Annotated in this window: 14 protein-coding genes and 2 pseudogenes; 8 read left to right on the top strand and 8 right to left on the bottom strand. The window is 43.9% G+C overall.

Going from position 1 to position 18,225, the window contains the following annotated elements:
• The first annotated feature begins 42 nt into the window (after nucleotides 1-42).
• Complete coding sequence (locus tag ACFW2W_RS02375) at nucleotides 43-4,725, top strand: amino acid adenylation domain-containing protein (protein WP_378172827.1); 4,683 nt, start codon at nucleotides 43-45, stop codon at nucleotides 4,723-4,725.
• Nucleotides 4,726-4,878: 153 nt separating this feature from the next.
• Nucleotides 4,879-6,450 carry a B12-binding domain-containing radical SAM protein gene (locus tag ACFW2W_RS02370; protein WP_378172824.1) on the top strand — a complete coding sequence of 524 codons (1,572 nt, stop codon included), beginning with the start codon at nucleotides 4,879-4,881 and terminating at the stop codon, nucleotides 6,448-6,450.
• A 322-nt stretch (nucleotides 6,451-6,772) separates the two neighbouring features.
• Here ACFW2W_RS02370 and ACFW2W_RS02365 read toward each other — a convergent pair whose 3' ends face one another.
• On the bottom strand, nucleotides 6,773-6,997 hold the full coding sequence (locus ACFW2W_RS02365; protein ID WP_378172821.1) for a DUF4351 domain-containing protein: 225 nt from the start codon (nucleotides 6,995-6,997) through the stop codon (nucleotides 6,773-6,775).
• A 526-nt stretch (nucleotides 6,998-7,523) separates the two neighbouring features.
• Between ACFW2W_RS02365 and ACFW2W_RS02360 the strand changes: the two genes are divergently transcribed.
• From ACFW2W_RS02360 to ACFW2W_RS02350, 3 genes are all read left to right on the top strand, one after another.
• Nucleotides 7,524-7,652 (top strand): hypothetical protein, encoded by a 129-nt coding sequence (locus ACFW2W_RS02360; RefSeq protein WP_378172819.1) that lies wholly within the window; start codon nucleotides 7,524-7,526, stop codon nucleotides 7,650-7,652.
• 205 nt (nucleotides 7,653-7,857) lie between these two features.
• A complete protein-coding gene (locus ACFW2W_RS02355) occupies nucleotides 7,858-8,115 on the top strand; it encodes a tetratricopeptide repeat protein (RefSeq protein ID WP_378172816.1) in 258 nt (85 codons plus the stop codon).
• Between the two features lie 92 nt (nucleotides 8,116-8,207).
• Nucleotides 8,208-8,786, top strand: coding sequence for a Uma2 family endonuclease (locus tag ACFW2W_RS02350; protein WP_378172813.1), 579 nt, complete (start codon nucleotides 8,208-8,210; stop codon nucleotides 8,784-8,786).
• Between the two features lie 134 nt (nucleotides 8,787-8,920).
• On the opposite strand, the pseudogene ACFW2W_RS02345 reads toward ACFW2W_RS02350, so the two are convergent.
• The 4 genes and pseudogenes from ACFW2W_RS02345 to ACFW2W_RS02330 form a co-directional block, all read right to left on the bottom strand.
• Nucleotides 8,921-9,265 (bottom strand): annotated as a pseudogene (locus ACFW2W_RS02345) (IS4 family transposase); the annotation flags it as partial.
• 164 nt (nucleotides 9,266-9,429) lie between these two features.
• Entirely contained in the window at nucleotides 9,430-9,552 is a 123-nt protein-coding gene (locus ACFW2W_RS02340; protein ID WP_378172811.1) for a hypothetical protein, read from the bottom strand.
• A gap of 92 nt (nucleotides 9,553-9,644) precedes the next feature.
• Nucleotides 9,645-9,852 (bottom strand): annotated as a pseudogene (locus tag ACFW2W_RS02335) (hypothetical protein); the annotation flags it as partial.
• Between the two features lie 235 nt (nucleotides 9,853-10,087).
• Nucleotides 10,088-10,486, bottom strand: coding sequence for a hypothetical protein (locus ACFW2W_RS02330; protein WP_378172808.1), 399 nt, complete (start codon nucleotides 10,484-10,486; stop codon nucleotides 10,088-10,090).
• Between the two features lie 96 nt (nucleotides 10,487-10,582).
• Here ACFW2W_RS02330 and ACFW2W_RS02325 point away from each other — a divergent pair, with 96 nt between their 5' ends.
• On the top strand, nucleotides 10,583-10,792 hold the full coding sequence (locus tag ACFW2W_RS02325; protein WP_378172806.1) for a hypothetical protein: 210 nt from the start codon (nucleotides 10,583-10,585) through the stop codon (nucleotides 10,790-10,792).
• Here the strand turns inward: ACFW2W_RS02325 and ACFW2W_RS02320 are convergent.
• The 3 genes from ACFW2W_RS02320 to ACFW2W_RS02310 all read right to left on the bottom strand — a co-directional run bounded on the left by ACFW2W_RS02320 (nucleotide 10,785) and on the right by ACFW2W_RS02310 (nucleotide 16,819).
• The gene (locus ACFW2W_RS02320) at nucleotides 10,785-11,759 is read right to left on the bottom strand and encodes a glycoside hydrolase family 5 protein (protein WP_378172803.1); all 975 of its coding nucleotides are present in this window, start codon (nucleotides 11,757-11,759) and stop codon (nucleotides 10,785-10,787) included. The genes ACFW2W_RS02325 and ACFW2W_RS02320 overlap by 8 nt on opposite strands.
• Nucleotides 11,760-11,900: 141 nt before the next feature.
• A complete protein-coding gene (locus tag ACFW2W_RS02315) occupies nucleotides 11,901-15,452 on the bottom strand; it encodes an AAA-like domain-containing protein (protein WP_378172800.1) in 3,552 nt (1,183 codons plus the stop codon).
• A gap of 26 nt (nucleotides 15,453-15,478) precedes the next feature.
• Complete coding sequence (locus ACFW2W_RS02310) at nucleotides 15,479-16,819, bottom strand: AAA-like domain-containing protein (protein ID WP_378172798.1); 1,341 nt, start codon at nucleotides 16,817-16,819, stop codon at nucleotides 15,479-15,481.
• Nucleotides 16,820-17,117: 298 nt separating this feature from the next.
• On the opposite strand from ACFW2W_RS02310, the gene ACFW2W_RS02305 reads away from it, so the two are divergent.
• A complete protein-coding gene (locus tag ACFW2W_RS02305; protein ID WP_378172795.1) occupies nucleotides 17,118-17,540 on the top strand; it encodes a fibronectin type III domain-containing protein in 423 nt (140 codons plus the stop codon).
• Between the two features lie 143 nt (nucleotides 17,541-17,683).
• On the top strand, nucleotides 17,684-18,225 hold a 542-nt coding region (locus ACFW2W_RS02300), incomplete at its 3' end, for a tachylectin-related carbohydrate-binding protein (protein ID WP_378172792.1).

Below are 18,225 nucleotides of genomic sequence, written 5' to 3'. Positions count from 1 at the left end.
AATAATTGTGTTAGATTTGTTAAAAATTTAAATTAGATAATTATGAGCAATCTTTCGCCCCAAGAAAAACGCGCACTTCTAGCACGACTGTTGCAAGAAAAGGCTAGCAAAGCTAAATTTCAGTATCCCCTCTCTTACGGTCAGCAAATTCTGTGGTTGTTGTACCAGAATGCCCCGGAAAGCCCCGCTTACAACGTTGCCTTTACCGCACGCATCAGAGGCAATGTCGATATTTTTGCCTTGCGAAAGGCGTTCCAAATGCTGAGCGATCGCCATCCTTCCTTGCGGAATACTTTTGCGATCCAAAACAACGAACCCGTGCAAGAAGTTCATGGGTATCAAGAAGTTTACTTCGAGCAAATAGACGCAGCAACCTGGAACGCAGACGAGTTAGCTCGGCAAGTATTTAAAACCTACCAGCGTCCCTTCAATTTAGAACAAGAACCCGTCATGCGGGTTAATTTATTTACTCGTTCTGTAGAGGAACATATCCTGTTGCTAACCATCCACCACATTGCCTGCGATGGATGGTCAATTTGGCTGATTCTCGATGAATTGCGGGTACTTTACTCTGCGGCAAAACAGGGAACCAGCGCCTCTCTACCGGCGCTGACTTTGACGTATGGGGACTACGTTCGCTGGCAAAACGAAATGCTGGCAGGTGCAGATGGGGAAAGACTTTGGACTTACTGGCAGAAACAACTAGCGGGTGAGTTACCGATGCTCAATCTGCCAACCGATCGTCCGCGTCCGCCCGTGCAAACTTTTAATGGCGCATCTCATCCCTTTCGGCTGACGCAGGAACTCACCCAGCAACTTCTGCAATTGTCCCAGGCGGAAGGCACAACCCTTTACATGACTCTATTGGCAGCTTTTCAGGTATTGCTGCATCGCTACACGGGTCAAGAAGATATTCTCGTGGGATCTCCCATGACAGGCAGGACTCAAACTGAATTTACACCCATTGTGGGCTACTTTATGAACTTGCTTGTTTTGCGAGGAAATCTTTCTGAGAATCCCACATTTAAAGCCTTTCTCAGTCAAGTGCGTCAAACGGTGTTAGGCGCGATCGCCCATCAAGATTATCCCTTTCCCTTGCTGGTCAAGCAATTGCAGCCAAACCACGATCCCAGTCGATCGCCACTTTTCCAAGTTTCATTTATTTTACAAAAGCCCCAACAATTTGCAGAAAGCATAGAGTTAGTGGCAGGCATTGAAGCAGGAGTCGCAGTTAATTGGGACGATATTCAGCTGAAGCCTTTTAAAATGGCTCGGCAAGAGGGCGCGTTTGATTTGACCTTAGAAATGGTGGTAGGCAAAGAAACACTTTTTGGCGAGTTTAAATACAATACCGACTTATTTGATGCCTCAACTATCAAGCGGATGAAAAATCATTTCCAAACCTTGTTAGAAGGCATCGTCGCCAATCTGAATCGGCAGTTGTCTGAATTACCACTTTTGACCAAAGCTGAACGGCAGCAATTACTAGGAAATTTGAATGAAGCAACCTCTCTAGTAGAGGGAAAAGACTTCAACAATTTTCGCGATCGCTCGAATTTAACCGCTAATCAGTTCCTAATTTGGTTAGGGCAACAGTTGTATCCAGAAGCCCTAGTTTATAACAATGCCTTCAGTATTTCCATCCCAGCCTATATTTCACTCGCACACTTCCAAGCAGCGTTTCAGGCACTTGTGAATGCCAGCGATGCTTTAAGAACAGTGATTGAAGAAATTGACGGAGTGCCCCAGCAACGGGTGATAGCCAATTTCCCCTATACTGTGGAATATTTCGATTTTTCTCAAATTTCCGATCCTGATGAACTGCAAAGCTGGATCGACAGGCGATCGCAAATTTCTTTTGATTTAAAAAATTGTTTATTTGATTGCGTACTCCTAAAATTATCCGAGCAAAAATATGTTTGGTACTTAAAGATCCATCAGATTATTGCCGATGGGTTTTCTTTTGGATTAATCTTTGAGTATGTATCTACCCTTTACGAGCGCTCTCTGAACAATGAATTACAAGAACCGTTTCAAATTCCTCAATTTCAAGATTACATAACTTACGATAAAAAATATCAAGAATCTTCCCGATATTTAAAAGCTAAAGCCTATTGGGAGCAAAAGCTGTCAGAACCAATTGAACCGATGGCATTTTACGGTCAGCGCCGTTTAAAACAAACAACACTTGCGGAAAGAGTTGCCTGCGATCTGGGTGTCGATCGCACTCAAAAACTTAAAGCGATCGCTGCTTGTGAAGCGGTAACTGGAAGTACAGATAACACATCTTTATTTAATATTTTATTAGGAATTTTGGCAATTTATCTTTACCATATCTGTGGTAAAAAGCGGATTTCAATTGGAATGCCGTTACACAATCGACGGTCAAAGATTTTTAAGAAAACAATAGGCTCTTTTGCACAGGAAGTACCCCTACGAATTGAAATTGAAGAGGATGATAGTATCCTATCTTTAATTAATCGAATTTCTAGTACAACATCCGAAGCGATCAGATACGGTCAGTATGCGCTTGAAAATCCTATTCAGAACCCGATTTACGATATTTTATTAAACTATGAGCTTCAAGCCTCCTCTGAATTTCAGGGAGTCAAAGTAACAAGTGAATCGGTTCATGCAGGACATCGGACTGAAAGCCTCGCTGTTAGAATACGCGATTGGGATTCATCAGGAAACCTGGTTCTCGACTTCGATTTTCACAAAGATGTTTTTGATAAGGAACTACAAAGTTTAGCTATTCAACATTTTCTTAAGGTACTAAATTCATTTTTAGAAGAAAAAAAACAACCAGTTAGTCGAATCGATTTGCTTTCTGCTGACCAAAAACAACGTATTTTAGGCGAATTTAATCAAAAGTTAGCAAAATTTGCAACCGAGCAAACTATTTTTCAACTGTTTGAAGATCAAGCGCAAAAAACGCCAGATCGGATTGCGGTTGTTTTTAAAGACCAATCTCTTACCTACGCCCAATTGAATGCCAAAGCAAATCAATTAGCACGCTATCTTCAGTCTTTGGGAGTAAAACCAGAGGTGCTAGTAGGTCTTTGTGCAGAACGTTCTCTAGAGATGATTGTGGGGCTATTAGGTATTCTCAAAGCTGGTGGGGCTTATGTACCGTTAGACCCAGCTTATCCCCAAGACCGCCTCGCTTATATGCTGTCAGATTCGCAAGTGCAAGTGCTATTAACTCAGGAAAAGCTGATATCTTTGCTTCCTGAAAATAAAGCACAAGTTATTTGCTTAGATACAAATTGGGAAAAATTATCTCAAGAAAGCGAAGAGGATTTACTGAGTGCAACTAAGCCAGAAAATTTGGCTTATGTAATTTATACTTCAGGTTCTACAGGAAAGCCTAAAGGAGTTGCGATCGAACATCGCTCTTTGGTCAATTTTACCCAAATTGCTATTTCTGAATATGGATTAACGCTAAGCGATCGCATTCTCCAATTTGCCTCTATTAGCTTCGATACAGCCACCGAAGAAATTTACCCCTGTCTTACTTCTGGCGTAACGTTAGTGTTACGAACTGATGAAATGTTGAGTTCGGCAGCAACATTTCTGAAAACCTGCCAAGATTTAGATCTAACAGTTTTAGATTTGCCGACAGCCTACTGGCATCAAATAGTTTCTGAATTAGAGACAACAGATATCGTTCTTCCTGAATCGCTGCGCTTGGTCATTATTGGCGGAGAAAGAGCAATTCCAGAACTGGTGAGAATCTGGCAAAAGCGTGTAGGCGATTATCCCAAATTAGTGAATACTTATGGTCCCACTGAAGCAACAGTTGTCGCCACAATGTATCCCATAAACACATCCGCAAATATACAGCAACAAGTACCGATCGGACGCGCGATCGCTAACGTACAAACTTACATCTTAGATCGAAATTTACAGCCTGTTGCGATCGGTATTCCAGGCGAATTACACATAGGCGGAATTGGCTTAGCTAGAGGCTACTTAAACGACTCCAACTTAACGCAAGAAAAATTTATTCCCAATCCTTTTAGCAATGAACAAAACGCCCGCCTTTACAAAACTGGAGACTTAGTTCGCTACCTAACCGACTGCAACATCGAATTTCTTGGTCGGATTGACGAGCAAGTTAAAATTCGAGGTTTCCGCGTTGAAACTGGAGAAATTGAAGCAGCTTTAAGCGAATATCCCCAAATTAAATCAGTTGCAGCTATTGCGAAAGAAGACAAATCAGGCAACCATCGGTTAGCTGCTTATATTGTTTCTAAAGAGAAGAACGTAACCGAACAAGAGTTGCGAAAATTTCTCCAACAGAAACTTCCTGATTATATGATTCCCTCAGTCTTCACGAACTTAGATGCTCTCCCGTTGACTGCTAACGGGAAAGTTGACCGTCGCACCTTAAGCGAACTGGAAATCCAAACCAATGTTTCAACCAGATTCGTTGCACCTCGTACTCCCACAGAGGAGAAATTAGCTCAGATTTGGGCAGAAGTTTTAGGAGTCGAACGAGTGGGACTCCACGACAACTTTTTTGAACTGGGAGGACATTCCCTTATGGCAACTAAAATCCTTGCTCGTATCCGCCAAACCTTTTCAGTAGAATTACCCATACGCTCTTTGTTTGAAGCGGTTACGATAGTTGAATTGAGCGATCGCATTGAAACTATTCAATGGCTAAAATCAACCCAAGTACCATCCGCAGACAACGATCTAGAAGAAGGAGAACTATAAAACTATTAAAAAATATTTGCATTTGACAAAGTTGTAGGGTAAGCAGTGCCCATGATAAACCTTACAACCCATACAAAAAGTTGTTTCTGGGAGTGCCCACCTTACGTTAATTAGCTCCCTCTACTTATCCCTTAGTTTATAAGGATTCAAAAAATGCGAGTTTTACTTATTTATCCCCTATTTCCTAAAAGTTTTTGGTCTTTTGAAAAAGCCATAGCGCTGGCAGGTCGTAAGGCCTTGCTGCCGCCCTTGGGTTTAGTAACTGTAGCAGCAATTCTTCCCCAACAGTGGGAATTTAAGTTAGTAGACCGGAATGTGAGTCAGATAACTGAAGCGGATTGGGCTTGGGCAGATTTAGTTGTTTTATCGGCAATGATTGTCCAGAAAGAAGATTTCCTCTTTCAAATTCAGGAGGCGAAACGACGAGGCAAACCAGTTGCAGTTGGGGGGCCTTATCCAACCGCTTTACCCGACGAAGCCAAAGCGGCTGGGGCTGATTATTTGATTCTTGATGAGGGAGAAATCACCCTACCGATGTTTGTAGAAGCGCTTGAACGGGAAGAAAATGCGGGAATCTTCCGGTCTGGAGGAGAAAAGCCCGATGTCGCCCAAACACCCATCCCACGCTTCGACCTATTGGAGTTTAGTGCGTATGCACAGATGTCAGTTCAGTTTTCGCGGGGGTGTCCCTTTCAATGCGAATTCTGCGACATCATTGTTCTGTATGGTCGCAAACCTCGAACCAAAACCTCAGCACAACTCTTGGCTGAATTAGAACGTCTCTATGAGTTGGGTTGGCGAGGCACCATTTTTATGGTGGATGATAACTTTATTGGTAATAAGCGAAATGTCAAACTTCTGCTAAAAGAGTTAAAACCCTGGATGGTTAAATATAGCTATCCTTTTTCTTTTGTCACCGAAGCATCCGTTGATTTGGCACAAGACCAAGAACTGATGGATATGATGGTGCAGTGTAATTTCGGATCTGTCTTTTTAGGAATTGAGACACCCGATGAAGAGAGCTTAACTTTAACTCGCAAGTATCAAAATACGCGAGACTCTTTGAGCGAAGCCGTTCATGCAATTACGCGGTCAGGACTGCGGGTAATGGCAGGATTTATTATCGGGTTTGATGGAGAAAAAGCGGGAGCAGGCGATCGCATTGTTGAGTTTGTCGAAAAAACCGCAATTTCTACCGCCGTTTTCAGTATGTTGCAAGCGCTACCCGATACCGCCCTCTGGCATCGACTCAACAAAGAGGGACGCCTCCGGAGCGAATTGGGCAATATCAATCAAACGACATTAACGAACTTTGTGCCAACCCGTCCCTTGGAAGAGATTGGCCGCGAGTATGTCGAAGCATTTTGGAAACTGTACGAACCAGAGCGTTTTCTAGACCGCGCCTACCGTCAGTCTGTGATTTTGGCACGGGCAAAGTATCCCAAAATCCGAAAAGCTACTCATAAAAAACTGACTTGGGCATCGATGCGACCCCTACTGATTATTTTTTGGCAGCAAGGGGTTGTCCGAAAAACTCGTTGGCAATTCTGGCTCCACCTGTATAGTTTATACCGACATTATCGAGGCGGCTTGAGGCGTTATTTATCTCTTTGCTCTGAACTAGAACATTTCCTGGAGTATCGCCAAATTGTCAAACAGCAAATTGAAGCCCAATTAGCTGAGTATCTAGCAGAAGAAGCAAAGATGGTTAAAGCTTGTTTGTAAACGAATTACCTGCTAGTACTCGCTAGCCAAAAATACCACATATTTCGCCCTGAAGCATGGTTGCCAAAAAATACCTTTACCTATATTTGTTGTCCACCTCGCTTTACTTCTTATCTACCGCTGTCTGTTAAGAATTCTGCGCCTAAAATTTACTCACAATCTCCCTTCTTTTGTGTTGCTTCAATACATTCAAGACTCTATTGCCGGTATCCGTTGCGGTTGGTCGGCTGGAATGAAATTGGACAATATTAAAGACTAAAAGAAGTGGTAAAATGCAAGACTTTGAGGCATGGAGACAATCCAAAATCCCAAATCGCTTAACTCATTGCTGATTTTGTAACCAAGTAGTCAACTCGGATATTGCTGAAAAGTCGAACAGCGCGTCACTTAAATCATCTAATTGCTCAATTGACAGTCCTTGAAGCTGTTGTTGTAATTCCGGAGAAATTGTACCAAATCGACGTGAAAGCATCCGAGTTAGAGTTCCTAACTTGCCTTGTTTTGCACCTTTTTGGATAAGTTCTTGATAAATAAGTGATTCTTGCATAAGTTCCTCCCTTAAGTATTGTCGAATTAACTGTCTATCAAACTTTAAGGCTGCTAATACCTCTACACAAGCAGAAATATTTTGCTGCTGTTCTCGTTCTTCAATTCTATCTATCTATTTGTCTGGCAACCTGCTCTAACAGATTTGCTGGAACATCATTCCTTGCCAAAACAGCTAAGGGTAGCAATGCGGGATTATTCAGCATTGCTATGGCAAAAGCTATTTTTCTACTCGGCAATGATTTTCGTACTTTCGCATTTTTGGGAATTTTGGCTGCGCTTCATTGCGTAAAGATATACTAAATCTTCAAGCGGGTGTTGTAGCAGTTATAAATTTTACGGACATCTAGGTTTCTATTAGTCAGTGACAACATGAGCGATCGCGTAGCGTCCCGGAACCAGAATCGCACTCTCGTCAATAAGAGTGCATAATCGCATCTCCCGGCAACCCGACCGAATAGCCTACACTTTCCTAGAAAATACAAAGTTAGATCCTGTGCAGTAATATTATCTCAAAGAACTAAACCATGCCATATCTACTCCATCAGCTTCTAGAAACCAGCGCCAAGCGATACCCAGCTAAAGAAGCAGTCATTTATAAAAACAACGCCATAACCTATCAGCAGCTAGACACACTTTCCAATCAACTAGCCTAGGTTCTCAGAGACGCTGGTATTGAAAAAGGCGATCGCATCGGTATTTGCTTAAACAAATCCATTGAAGAAATTGTAGCAATTTAGGGCATCCTTAAAGCTGGCGCTGTCTATGTTCCCATCGATCCATTGTCCCCAGCCCAGCGAATAGCCTTTTTTATTGAAATGCAGCTAGGCAATGCTTTAGTTAGGCAAACTCGCCTTTCGGATGCGATCGCGTCTTACCAAACCGCACTCCAATTTTAGCCGGACAACGAAAGAAATATATTTGGAACTAGGAAAGGTTTTAGGAAAAGAGAAGAAATGGGAACAGGCGATCGCTGCTTACCAACGTGCGATTGAGCTAAACCCAGATTACTTGCGATCGCACAAATATTTAGGGGATATCTTAGCCGAAGGCGGTCAAATTAACGAAGCAAGTCTCTGTTATCGTCGCGCCTTGCAGTTGCAACCAAAAACCTGTTAAAGCCGTCTATTTCTCCTTCCCTAACTAAGCCGTAAATCAGATAAGTTAGAGAAATACAGAGTTAGACTCAGAATGCCATTCCGAGTAGGTGTATGATTATGAGTCCTTTGACATTAAATTTAGACACCGTTCACCTGACAGACGAACAGTTCTACAAAATCTGTCAAAATAACCGCGAGTTTAAATTTGAACGAACGGCTTCGGGAGAATTAATTATCATGTCACCCGTTGGAGGAGAAAGTGGCAATCGAGAAGCCGACTTAATTATCGATTTGGGAATCTGGAATCGGCAAACTAGACTCGGTTATACCTTCAGTTCTTCCACGATATTTAAGTTACCCAATGGTGCAGATCGCTCTCCTGATGCTGCTTGGATTCGTAGGGAACGCTGGGAAGCCCTCACTCCCGAACAAAGGCGTAAATTTCCCCCCATCGCACCCGATTTTGTCATTGAGTTAAGATCGGCAACAGAAGATCTAGAAATGTTGCGCTCCAAAATGCAGGAATATATGGATGCAGGGGTGCAATTGGCATGGTTGATTAACCCCCAACAACAGCAAGTGGAAATTTATCGCCCAGGACAGGACGTGGAAGTGCGAAATCTTCCCACAGAATTATCGGGTGAAGACCTATTGCCCAGATTTAGCTTGAGTTTATCCCCGTACTTGTAGATTGCCGGAATTCTAATTCTGTCAAGTCTCCACTGTCGATCCACACCCGCCAGCACAGTCCCAAAAGCGATCGCTTCTTACCGTCGTGGGATCCAACTAAACCCAGATTACTCGCGATCGCACAAACACTTAGGAGAACCCAACTTGGGTAATAATTCAAAATATATTGGGCATGCTCTTTGATCCCACATAACGCTAACCATAAATAAATTTATGCAACTCCAATTTGTTCTATACAATGGCGATATAAACTATTTTTCCATCGGTAAAGTATGTTTTCAACCATTTCTTAACTATGGGAAACCAAATTTTTCACTTGTTAAATTGGGTAATGATAAAAAACGTTGTATTCTTTTTCTTCGACTCTCAAATTTAATTGCTAAGGGTAAAGCATTTGCTAACCTTTCTAAGCTCACTTTTTTGATTGACTGTAGGAGATGAAGCAAAATTTTTAGGAAAATGAATTCTGCTGTACTCAGTTGACTTTTTAAGTGGTTTTGGTAAAAATTTAGGTAACATTTTTAACAGATAGGTCTTATTGCAAATGGAAGGACTATTTTTTTCTATCATGAACTGTTACACCCTATACATATAAAGCTTTTTAGGCTATTTCGTCCCGTTATCGGCGCGGTAGAAAATCGCATCAAGTACATCGCGCCCGCTCTACATCTGGCTTACTTCCCAACAACTTTTCCAACCGTAGCAGCGGGGCTATCCGTTTCCATTCCGCATCTTTCAAGTCACTCTCGTAGATATTATGACTCATCACCGCTACTCGGTTGAAGAACGCATCTCTATCACTATCCTGGATTCAATCTCGGTTCAGTTTCTCTTCACGTTTATTTACAAACAGTTTCTTAAGCTAAATCCTCTGCTGATTCTGGTCTGACTACACTGGTTCATTACCTCCAACCTTCGTTCATTGAGCTTTGACTCTGACCAAGGGGCATCAGTTAAAAAGCGGATGCGCCGCCTCGGAGGAAACCTCCGAATTTAGGCGCACCAAGGGTGTAAACGAGCGCACAGCCACCCCTACAGCGTTCTCTGCGATCTGGAACAGGTTTTTGAAGGCGCAAGCGCTATGGTGCGGTCAGCCAGATTTGCAGGAATCGCGTGACTGACTTCAATGACCACTTAATGCTGACGGCAACCGGATTGTGGAACTTCTACTTGATGGCTGCGTAAATCCCTGAAATTGCTAGAGTCGCTTGCTCACAACCATTCCCTATTTCACAACAAGTCTATTACCGTGAAGCTTGGTATAGGGGCTATCTTCCCTAAGAATTTTTGGCTGATAAATTTTACATAGTGGGTGGCGTAACCGAGGTGTTCTTGATGCTGTAAGGGCTGGACAGTGCCACTTCAATCGCCCATCCCGGCTTGAGATTGTTGAACAAGCGATCTGGAATTATGTCCATAACCGCGCAAAGGGAATCACAGGACTTACGCAACATCACCACATTTGGGGGCAACCACAGAGGGATTGAACCGACAAGAACGCTATATGTATAAGCTTTGCGTAAATCCCGATCGGTAAAATTGTTGCCAGGTCCCCATTCCCAGGCATACCAGCCAATGTCGTGCTTGTGACATTCCTCCAAGATGGTTTTATAGTCGATTTCTCCCTCTGGACTACAGATGCTTTGATGCTCACCCGCATATCCTCCGAAGCGAGAGAACTCTCCTATAATTAAGGACATAGCCTCGATCGCTCTAATCTAAACGCTATTGAAAGAGAAGATTACATCCTTGTGATTGAGGTTTTTGATGTCCGTTTTTACGAGGGAGAAACTGCTGTGTCTAATCAACTTTCTCGACGTCACCTTTTACAGATAAGTAGCTGCTTTGTTGCTGGAGCAGCTACTACTCTACTTAGCAAACTCGCTCCCGTTTTGGCTCGACCCGCTAGACTTGCAACAAAGGCAATCCCCGCGCAAAATACCGAGGTTCTTGCCCAAAATACCTCTGGCTCTATCAACAACCTGTGGAATGTAGGTGTTACATAGTGGGTGGTGTAACCGAGGTCTTCTTGATGCTGTAAGGGCTGGATACTGCCACTTCAGTCGCCCATCCCGGCTTGAGATTGTTGAACAAACGATCAGGAGTCATATCCATCACAGCGCAAAGGGAATCATTAAAAGCGTTGCCAGGTCCCCACTCCCAAGCATACCAACCGATTTCGTGCTTGTGACATTCCTCTAAGATGGTTTTATAGTCGATTTTCCCATCTGGGCTGCATATGCTTTTATGCTGACCAGCGTATCCTCCAAAACTAGAGAACTCTCCCACGATCAGGGGATAGCCTAGATCAACTGCCTTTTGTAAATTTGATCGGATAAAGTTAGCATCAGCACCATCGGACATAGACCAATAAAGGTGAACTGAGAAAAGCAAATTTTTGTCCGGGTCAGCGTTGAGTAGAGTAGGTGCAGTAGTATTGAGAACTGCTAGATTTTTACCCCACTCCGCCGCGTCTATCACCAAAGGGGTACGAATTCCTGCGGCGCGCATGGTTTTAATAGCGCTTGTGTAACCAGCAGTAAACTGATCGCTACTCACCTTGTCATCCCCAACTTCATTGCCAATATTTACTAATAGATATTTTTGATGTTTCCGAATAAGCGTCACAACAGTGGGCTGAACCCAATAGTTCACCAATTCCTGGAGGCGACTCCAGTCGCCTGTAGCATCATGTAACTCAATCATCGGGATGAGATGGTTGTTTTTAGCATTGGTAATCAGTTGATCGAGCACATTAAGGTCTGTTGGACCTTGTTGAGTTGCTATAGCCCATATGATCCTGACTGAATTAGCTCCCGTTTTGCGAATCTCTGGAAAGGAAATACTGCCTGTGGGATCGTCTCCATCCCATACCGACATTTTGTTGACTCCTCGCAAGATTACTTTGTTACCGAGCCTGTCATATAGATACCGACCTTGAGTGTAAAAGGCTAAAAATTCACGACGATTCATAAATAACTCCTTGACTCAACAGAGTCAGATTGACGGCAATTTCCTAAACCTGCTGTGGCAGTAGAAAATCTCGGTTGCTAAACAAGATGATAGTTTTGGAAACTTCGGATTAAGTGTTTCTGTATTTAAAATTCTCACTCTTTAATAAATGCGATCTGCGCTTTGCAGCAGCGCTTCGTGATCGCACATCTGTCGATCGCGCGGATTGACCCTAACGTTATGCTTGAGATAATCCTTCAACCAGTGGCAACCCCGATCTATTAACTGCTCAGGTTCTAGCATTTGGGTATTCCAGATTTCAACTTGGGCATCATCGCTGACCGAAACCAGGGTTTTACCATCCGGATTAAAAGTCAGATTCCAGAATGGATAACCATGTCCTGTGATCCTTTGGATCTCTTGCCCTTCGCCAACATTCCACTGCCGAATTGTGCCATCATCGCTGGCAGAGGCAAGGCTGTTACCGTCGGGGCTAAAGCTTAGTGCTGTCACACCAGCAGAGTGTCCTGTGAGTGTTTTCAATTCATGACCGTCTAGCGTCCAAAGTTTAATCTTTTTGTCACGACTGGCAGAGGCAATGGTTTTGCCATCGGGACTAAACCGGACGCGGGTAACGTAGTTGCTGTGCCCGTGAAATGTTTTTAAGATTTGTCCCTGAAGGTTCCAAAGTTTGATCGTGCCGTCGTTGTGAGCAGAGGCAATGAGCTTGCCGTCGGGGCTGAAGCTCACACTCCATACCTTACCCGCATTTGCTTTGAGCGTTCTCAGTTCTCGACCGTCAATCTGCCACAGCTTAATGATGCCATCGTAACTGGCAGTCGCCAGGGTCTGACCATCGGGACTAAAACTCACCTCACGGACTTCATTACTGTGCCCTTTGAAGGTTTTCAGGAGTTGTCCCTTGAGGTTCCAAAGTTTGAGAGTTTTGTTACAACTGGCAGAGGCAATGGTTTTGCCATCGGGACTAAAGCTGAGGCTCCAAATACGATTCCAATTACCGCTCTTGGCGCTAATCGTTGCCAGCGCTTGCCCCGCCCGACTCCACAACCGAATTGTCTGATCATCTCCGGCTGTGGCAATGGTGTTGCCATTGGGACTAACGCTCACACTATATAGAGAATCGGTATGTCCAATCAAGGTCTGATGATTTTCATTGCTCAACTTCCACAACCTGACGGTATCATCTCCGCCAGCAGTCGCGATCGCCTGACCATCGGGACTAAAACTAAGTCCAAACACAAAGTTGTGATGTCCTTTGAACGTTTTGAGTAATTGTCCCTCCAGATTCCATAATTTGGCAGTTTTATCGGCGCTGATTGAGGCGATTGTCTGACCATCTGGACTGAAACGCACCCCAATGACGAAATTATCATGTTTGCCAATCTTTGTAATCATCTTTCCCTCTAGGTTCCACAGTTTAATCTGGGTGTCTCCACCTGCTGTGACAAATGACTTACCATCCGGACTAAAACTGACTCCAAAAATTGCTTGTGGACTTGCCCGGAAGCTTTTGATTTCCTGCCCATCCATCCGCCAAAGTTTGACAATTCCCCCTTGATCTGCAGCGACGATGGTTTGTCCATCCGGACTGCAACTAAGGCTCCAAACCTGTAACTCATGTCCCGCCAGTGTTTTGATTTCCTGCCCATCCATCCGCCAAAGTTTGACCTTATGGTTGGTACCAGAAGCCGCAATCACTTGACCATTGGGACTAAAACAAAGATCAGCCATAAAATTTTCTTCATCGGCTTGCCCAGGGAAGGTGATCAATTCTTTGCCCTCCACCGTCCACACTTTAACCGTGTTGTCGGCACTGATCGCTGCAATTCGCTGTCCATTCGGGCTAAACTTCACACTTCTGAAAGACTGATTTTGTCCCGATAGTCGTTGGAGTTCTCGTCCATCAATACTCCACAGCCTGACTGTGTTGTCCTCACTCGCAGTTGCCAGAGTCTTGCCATCTGGACTAAAATCCACACTTCTGACCTGATCGTTGTGACCTTCTAAGCGATCGCGTTCACTGATTTGAAATAGCGATCGCTGCAAAGCCAACCGGACAGATGCTTGGGTGTTGGCATCGGCCCAAGGAGCGGCTTTTAACTGAATGGCAGCTTTGAGGGCAGCGAGTAAGGCATCCAGTTCTTGATTGGCATTTAGTGCAGCCGTTGAGGAGAGACTAAGGGATTTGATTCTTTCCAGTTGTGTCTCCTGGATCATCCTTACCGCCCAGATTCCCGTTGCGATCGCCACCAATAGGGAAAGCGCCAGGATCGTCCCGCCTGTCCGGATGCGTCGAGTAGCCTTGTGGTTTGCCTGTGTCAAGGTTTGATTGGCGTCTGCCAGTACCAGGTTGGCTTCTGCCAGAATCCCGGAAGCTTCTGCTTCTGCCTGAAACCGCTGTTGTAAATCGCTTTGTTCTAATTCGCGACTCGCCTCTAAAAAGCGATAATCTTGGTCGCTAATGCTTTTATCTGCTGCCCACTGCTGGGCTTTTTGTAACATCTCTCCGCGCAACAGCCATGACTCTTCTTGTCCCTTTGATTCAAGCCAACCTGCTAACGCTACCGAATAAAAATCAGGACGAATGGCGGCTAATTCTTTCTCAACCCAAGTCTGATCAAAAACAGATTCATAAATGCGGTTATAAACGCAGAGCTTGCCTTGTTGCTTGACGACTAATCCTGACAGTTGCAATTCCATTTGTTCAGGACTGTCATCTACTGTTATTGCTTTGAGGTGTAAAATCTGCTGATAAAGCCCTAAAAGCCGACCTCTGCGCTGACCACTGCCTCGAATGCGATCGCGGATTGTCCTCAAATGCGGAGGATTATCCTGAGACTCCCAATTCTCAACAATATACCGTTGAACCAACTGCTCAATGTTTGGCTTTCGGCTTTCAGCTTTCTCTGCAACCAGCTTACATAACTTCTGAGTGAGAAAGGGTTGCCCACCTGTCCAGTCTAAAATCTCTTGTAAAACCGTCACCGGATTATCTACGCTTGCGATTAATCCCTGAGTTAAAGGTGACTTAGCTTCTGCCAGTTTAAACCCGGTCAGATCGATTGCTCGACCGATGTTAAAGGGGGTTCTTTGTTTATCAACCATCAACTCGGCTGGGACTGCGACTCCCAATAAACAGAAGGTTAAGCGATCGTAGAGGGGATTGTGCGAGCGCTGTTCATAGCAAGCGCGAATTAAGGCAAACAAATCGTCGGTTGAAAAATTTAAGCTTTTGACATTATCAATTTCTTCTAAAAAAATACAGACTCTAGGACTAGAAACTTTGACCAATAAAACATCTTCAATGAACAGACTGAGTTGTTGAATTGCCGAGAGTTCGGTTTGTTCGCTTCTCCAAGCTTTCAAATCAAACTTTCCTGAAAGCTTGAAAACTCTGACCAATTCCACCACTAACCCTTTGTACCATTGGTCAGCAGTCACCTGCTTTGCACCGAGTTTAGTTACATCAACTGCTGCACAAGCAATTTTTTTGGCTTCCAACAGTTGCATCGTTCGCGCCTTCAAGCTCGACTTTCCCATCTGCCGAGAGTTGAATACATAACAAAATTCACCCTTTTCCAAAGCTGCTAACAGTTCTTGGTCAGCTTGCCGAGTTACATAACAAAGTGCATTGGGCGGTAAGCTTCCTCCAACCTTATATTCGTAATCTCCGTGATAGATTGTATTGATCATTTTGCTAGGTTTGGAGAACTCAACTCTCAAGAAAGATTGGTACTGAAATACTGACGATATAGCTCACAACTCGGTGTTACCTGGTTGCCATTGAGATGTACGAGTCCCATACTGTCTAACTGATAGACAGCCACGGATTCCAACTGAACTGGACTTTGAGCAGTCACAACCTGCTTCAATGCTGCGGCTAATTCTGGCTGCTGTTTCACATGCCCTAAGCAACGCCGCAAATGGTCACTATAAATCCCAGCATGAGTGGGAGCAGCTTGCAGTAATTGCCCCAGTGTCACATCTTGGTGTGCAAGGTGATACAAGGCAAGTCGAATCAGATAGGGATGCCCTTCGACCATCGTGGTTAATGGTTGGGTTTCTTCAACAGTCCAAGTCAGACCATGTACCTGAGCCAAAGTCTGGACTTGCTGTTGATTAAACGGCGGCAATCTTAGCGGCAACCCAACATTAAACGGAGATTGATTGATATTTAAGGAGATATACACTTCTGTTGAGTGCGCTATAACCAATCGAAGTTTTCGCCAACTTTCCTCAATCATGGCTTCTTCATGCCATTCTCGGAGTAGCGCCAGAAAATCTTCAGCAATATCAGGATAGTTAAAAACGGTATCAATTTCGTCCAAGGCGATTACTAAATTTGTGTCTAGTTGCGCTAATAAATAAGTTTGAAAGTAGCCTGTACAACTTACCTTGCTACCAATTTCTTCGTCCCAATAATCATCAAGTTTTGGTTCTATATTCAGTTGTCTGGTAACGTTCAAGCAAAACCAGCGTAAAAATTTATTTAAGTTTGTAAAGACTGTTTTTTCAGCTTTTCGCAAATTCAGGCGAACAACTTGATAATTTTGTTGCTTGGCATAGGCTAAAACTCGATGGAGTAAAGAGGTTTTCCCTATCTGTTTGGGACCTCTAATCCGAATAAGAGAACCCGGCTTCAAAATCTCTTTGTAACAGTCGGATTCAATTGGGGGACGCTCTATATAAAAAGGAGAATCTAACGCGAGGGGTCCGTCTGGAAATTCTAAATTTGTTGCAAAAGTTAACATTGGTGAGGTGGTTTCTAAATCAATTTGCCTTTGCCATTCTCGCTTGAGCGCCTGTCGAAAGCTCTTTTTAGTAACGTCTTCTCCTAATGCGTCCGAGAGCTTCTTCCACAATCGATAACCAATGTCTTTATTGATGTAGCTAACACTGCGAAAGAGTTGTTCGGCAATCTCCTCATAACTCTTGCCTTCCCACGCACCTTGCAGCACCTCGATTTCAATGTCGCTGAGATGCTTTCCAGTATGTTTAAATACCAGTGTGCCAACTAGATTTTGAGTTTGCTCCCAAGACAGTTCTGATTCAGGGTGCATAACTTAGATAAGCAAGGTGAATACCCTTGGTTATATCAAGGATTGATAAGTGAAGCAATTGGGTAACTTAACCTGACTTTTCCAGACTTTTTGCTTCAAACACGATTTGCAACCTAAGTTTGTCTGATTTATTGATAGAAACTTCCAGAACTTCCCCAGTTATCAGATCGAGTTCTGATCAGTAACCATAGTAGACATGAAGCAGAAATGAAAGCCTAATTTAGGTGAGTAATCAACGATTAACTAGCTACCGATATGACCCTTCTGGTTCAATCAGGGACTCTACCAAAATTCGACTATGACTAAGAAAATCAGAACTGAATTGAACCAACTAAGGAAAACAAAAATGAACACACTAAATGCTCGCTTTCTATCCGCAATGTTGGCGGGTCTGAGTTTGTCTTTTGGACAGAGTGCTATGGCTGGCGGCTTTGGTAACGATGTCAAACTTTGCCCTGCTGGCCAACCATGTATCACAGGGTATCAGTCCGGCAATCAGATTATCTTCAAATTTACTAATGATGGTTGGGACTTTTTCAATGTTCGATATGCACGAGTAGGAGGTGGAGAAAAACAACTAGAAAATCGCTCCGGATCATTCACTTTCAACAATGTTCAATCAAATCGTGTTTATACACTCAAAGTCCAAGGTTGCAACTCACACTTTTTAGGGCGATCGACTTGCTCTCCCTGGACTGAGGAGTCCGTTACTACACGATAACGGGTAGCAACCATCTATGACTGAGCAAATTAGGATTAGGCATCGTGGGTGCCTAAATCCAAATACCAAACGTATCAGTCATCAGAAGAGTACAAACTCAGTATTCAACTCACTGCAATCTTTACACACAAAGTAGGTTCACCATGTTTTTCTCATCAAAGTCTCATTCACTTACCAATACGACCATTCTGCGTCGAACAGCTCTGCTAGTTGCCATCGCAACTTCGATCGGTGCTGCTTGTTCCGTCCCAAGAGTATCTGCTACATCGCTGGGTGTCCATACTCCTCTAGTCTCAGCTTCTACTGTTAAGAGCAGTCCTGTTCGGCAGTTTTCTATTGCCCAAAGCAGGACACAAGAGAGCGTGCAAGGCATCATCTACGCCGTAATGGATAACGGCGATCTCAAATGGTATCGCCACGATGGAAGAGCTGACGGCACTTTCAGATGGACAGCGGGTGACGGCGGCAAAAAAGTTGGCACTGGATGGAACTTCAAGCAGGTATTCTCTGGTGGCGACGGCATCATCTATGGCATCAAAGATAATGGCGACTTAATGTGGTATCGCCACGATGGAAGAGCTGACGGCACTTTCAGATGGACAGCGGGTGACGGCGGCAAAAAAGTTGGCACTGGATGGAACTTCAAGCAGGTATTCTCTGGTGGCGACGGCATCATCTATGGCAT

The organism is Coleofasciculus sp. H7-2 (assembly GCF_042747725.1).
Taxonomy (GTDB): Bacteria; Cyanobacteriota; Cyanobacteriia; order Cyanobacteriales; family FACHB-T130; genus FACHB-T130.
This window is presented reverse-complemented; position numbering and strand designations above follow the sequence as displayed.

What these genes read in the sequence shown, in the direction of transcription:
- ACFW2W_RS02310 (WP_378172798.1), bottom strand. Translation starts at nt 16,819, where the DNA reads ATGCACCCTGAATCAGAACTGTCTTGGGAGCAAACTCAAAATCTAGTT.
- ACFW2W_RS02355 (WP_378172816.1), top strand. Translation starts at nt 7,858, where the DNA reads ATGCGATCGCGTCTTACCAAACCGCACTCCAATTTTAGCCGGACAACG.
- ACFW2W_RS02305 (WP_378172795.1), top strand. Translation starts at nt 17,118, where the DNA reads ATGACTAAGAAAATCAGAACTGAATTGAACCAACTAAGGAAAACAAAA.
- ACFW2W_RS02320 (WP_378172803.1), bottom strand. Translation starts at nt 11,759, where the DNA reads ATGAATCGTCGTGAATTTTTAGCCTTTTACACTCAAGGTCGGTATCTA.
- ACFW2W_RS02365 (WP_378172821.1), bottom strand. Translation starts at nt 6,997, where the DNA reads ATGCAAGAATCACTTATTTATCAAGAACTTATCCAAAAAGGTGCAAAA.
- ACFW2W_RS02360 (WP_378172819.1), top strand. Translation starts at nt 7,524, where the DNA reads ATGCCATATCTACTCCATCAGCTTCTAGAAACCAGCGCCAAGCGATAC.
- ACFW2W_RS02315 (WP_378172800.1), bottom strand. Translation starts at nt 15,452, where the DNA reads ATGATCAATACAATCTATCACGGAGATTACGAATATAAGGTTGGAGGA.
- ACFW2W_RS02370 (WP_378172824.1), top strand. Translation starts at nt 4,879, where the DNA reads ATGCGAGTTTTACTTATTTATCCCCTATTTCCTAAAAGTTTTTGGTCT.
- ACFW2W_RS02340 (WP_378172811.1), bottom strand. Translation starts at nt 9,552, where the DNA reads ATGAGTCATAATATCTACGAGAGTGACTTGAAAGATGCGGAATGGAAA.
- ACFW2W_RS02350 (WP_378172813.1), top strand. Translation starts at nt 8,208, where the DNA reads ATGATTATGAGTCCTTTGACATTAAATTTAGACACCGTTCACCTGACA.
- ACFW2W_RS02330 (WP_378172808.1), bottom strand. Translation starts at nt 10,486, where the DNA reads ATGTCCTTAATTATAGGAGAGTTCTCTCGCTTCGGAGGATATGCGGGT.
- ACFW2W_RS02375 (WP_378172827.1), top strand. Translation starts at nt 43, where the DNA reads ATGAGCAATCTTTCGCCCCAAGAAAAACGCGCACTTCTAGCACGACTG.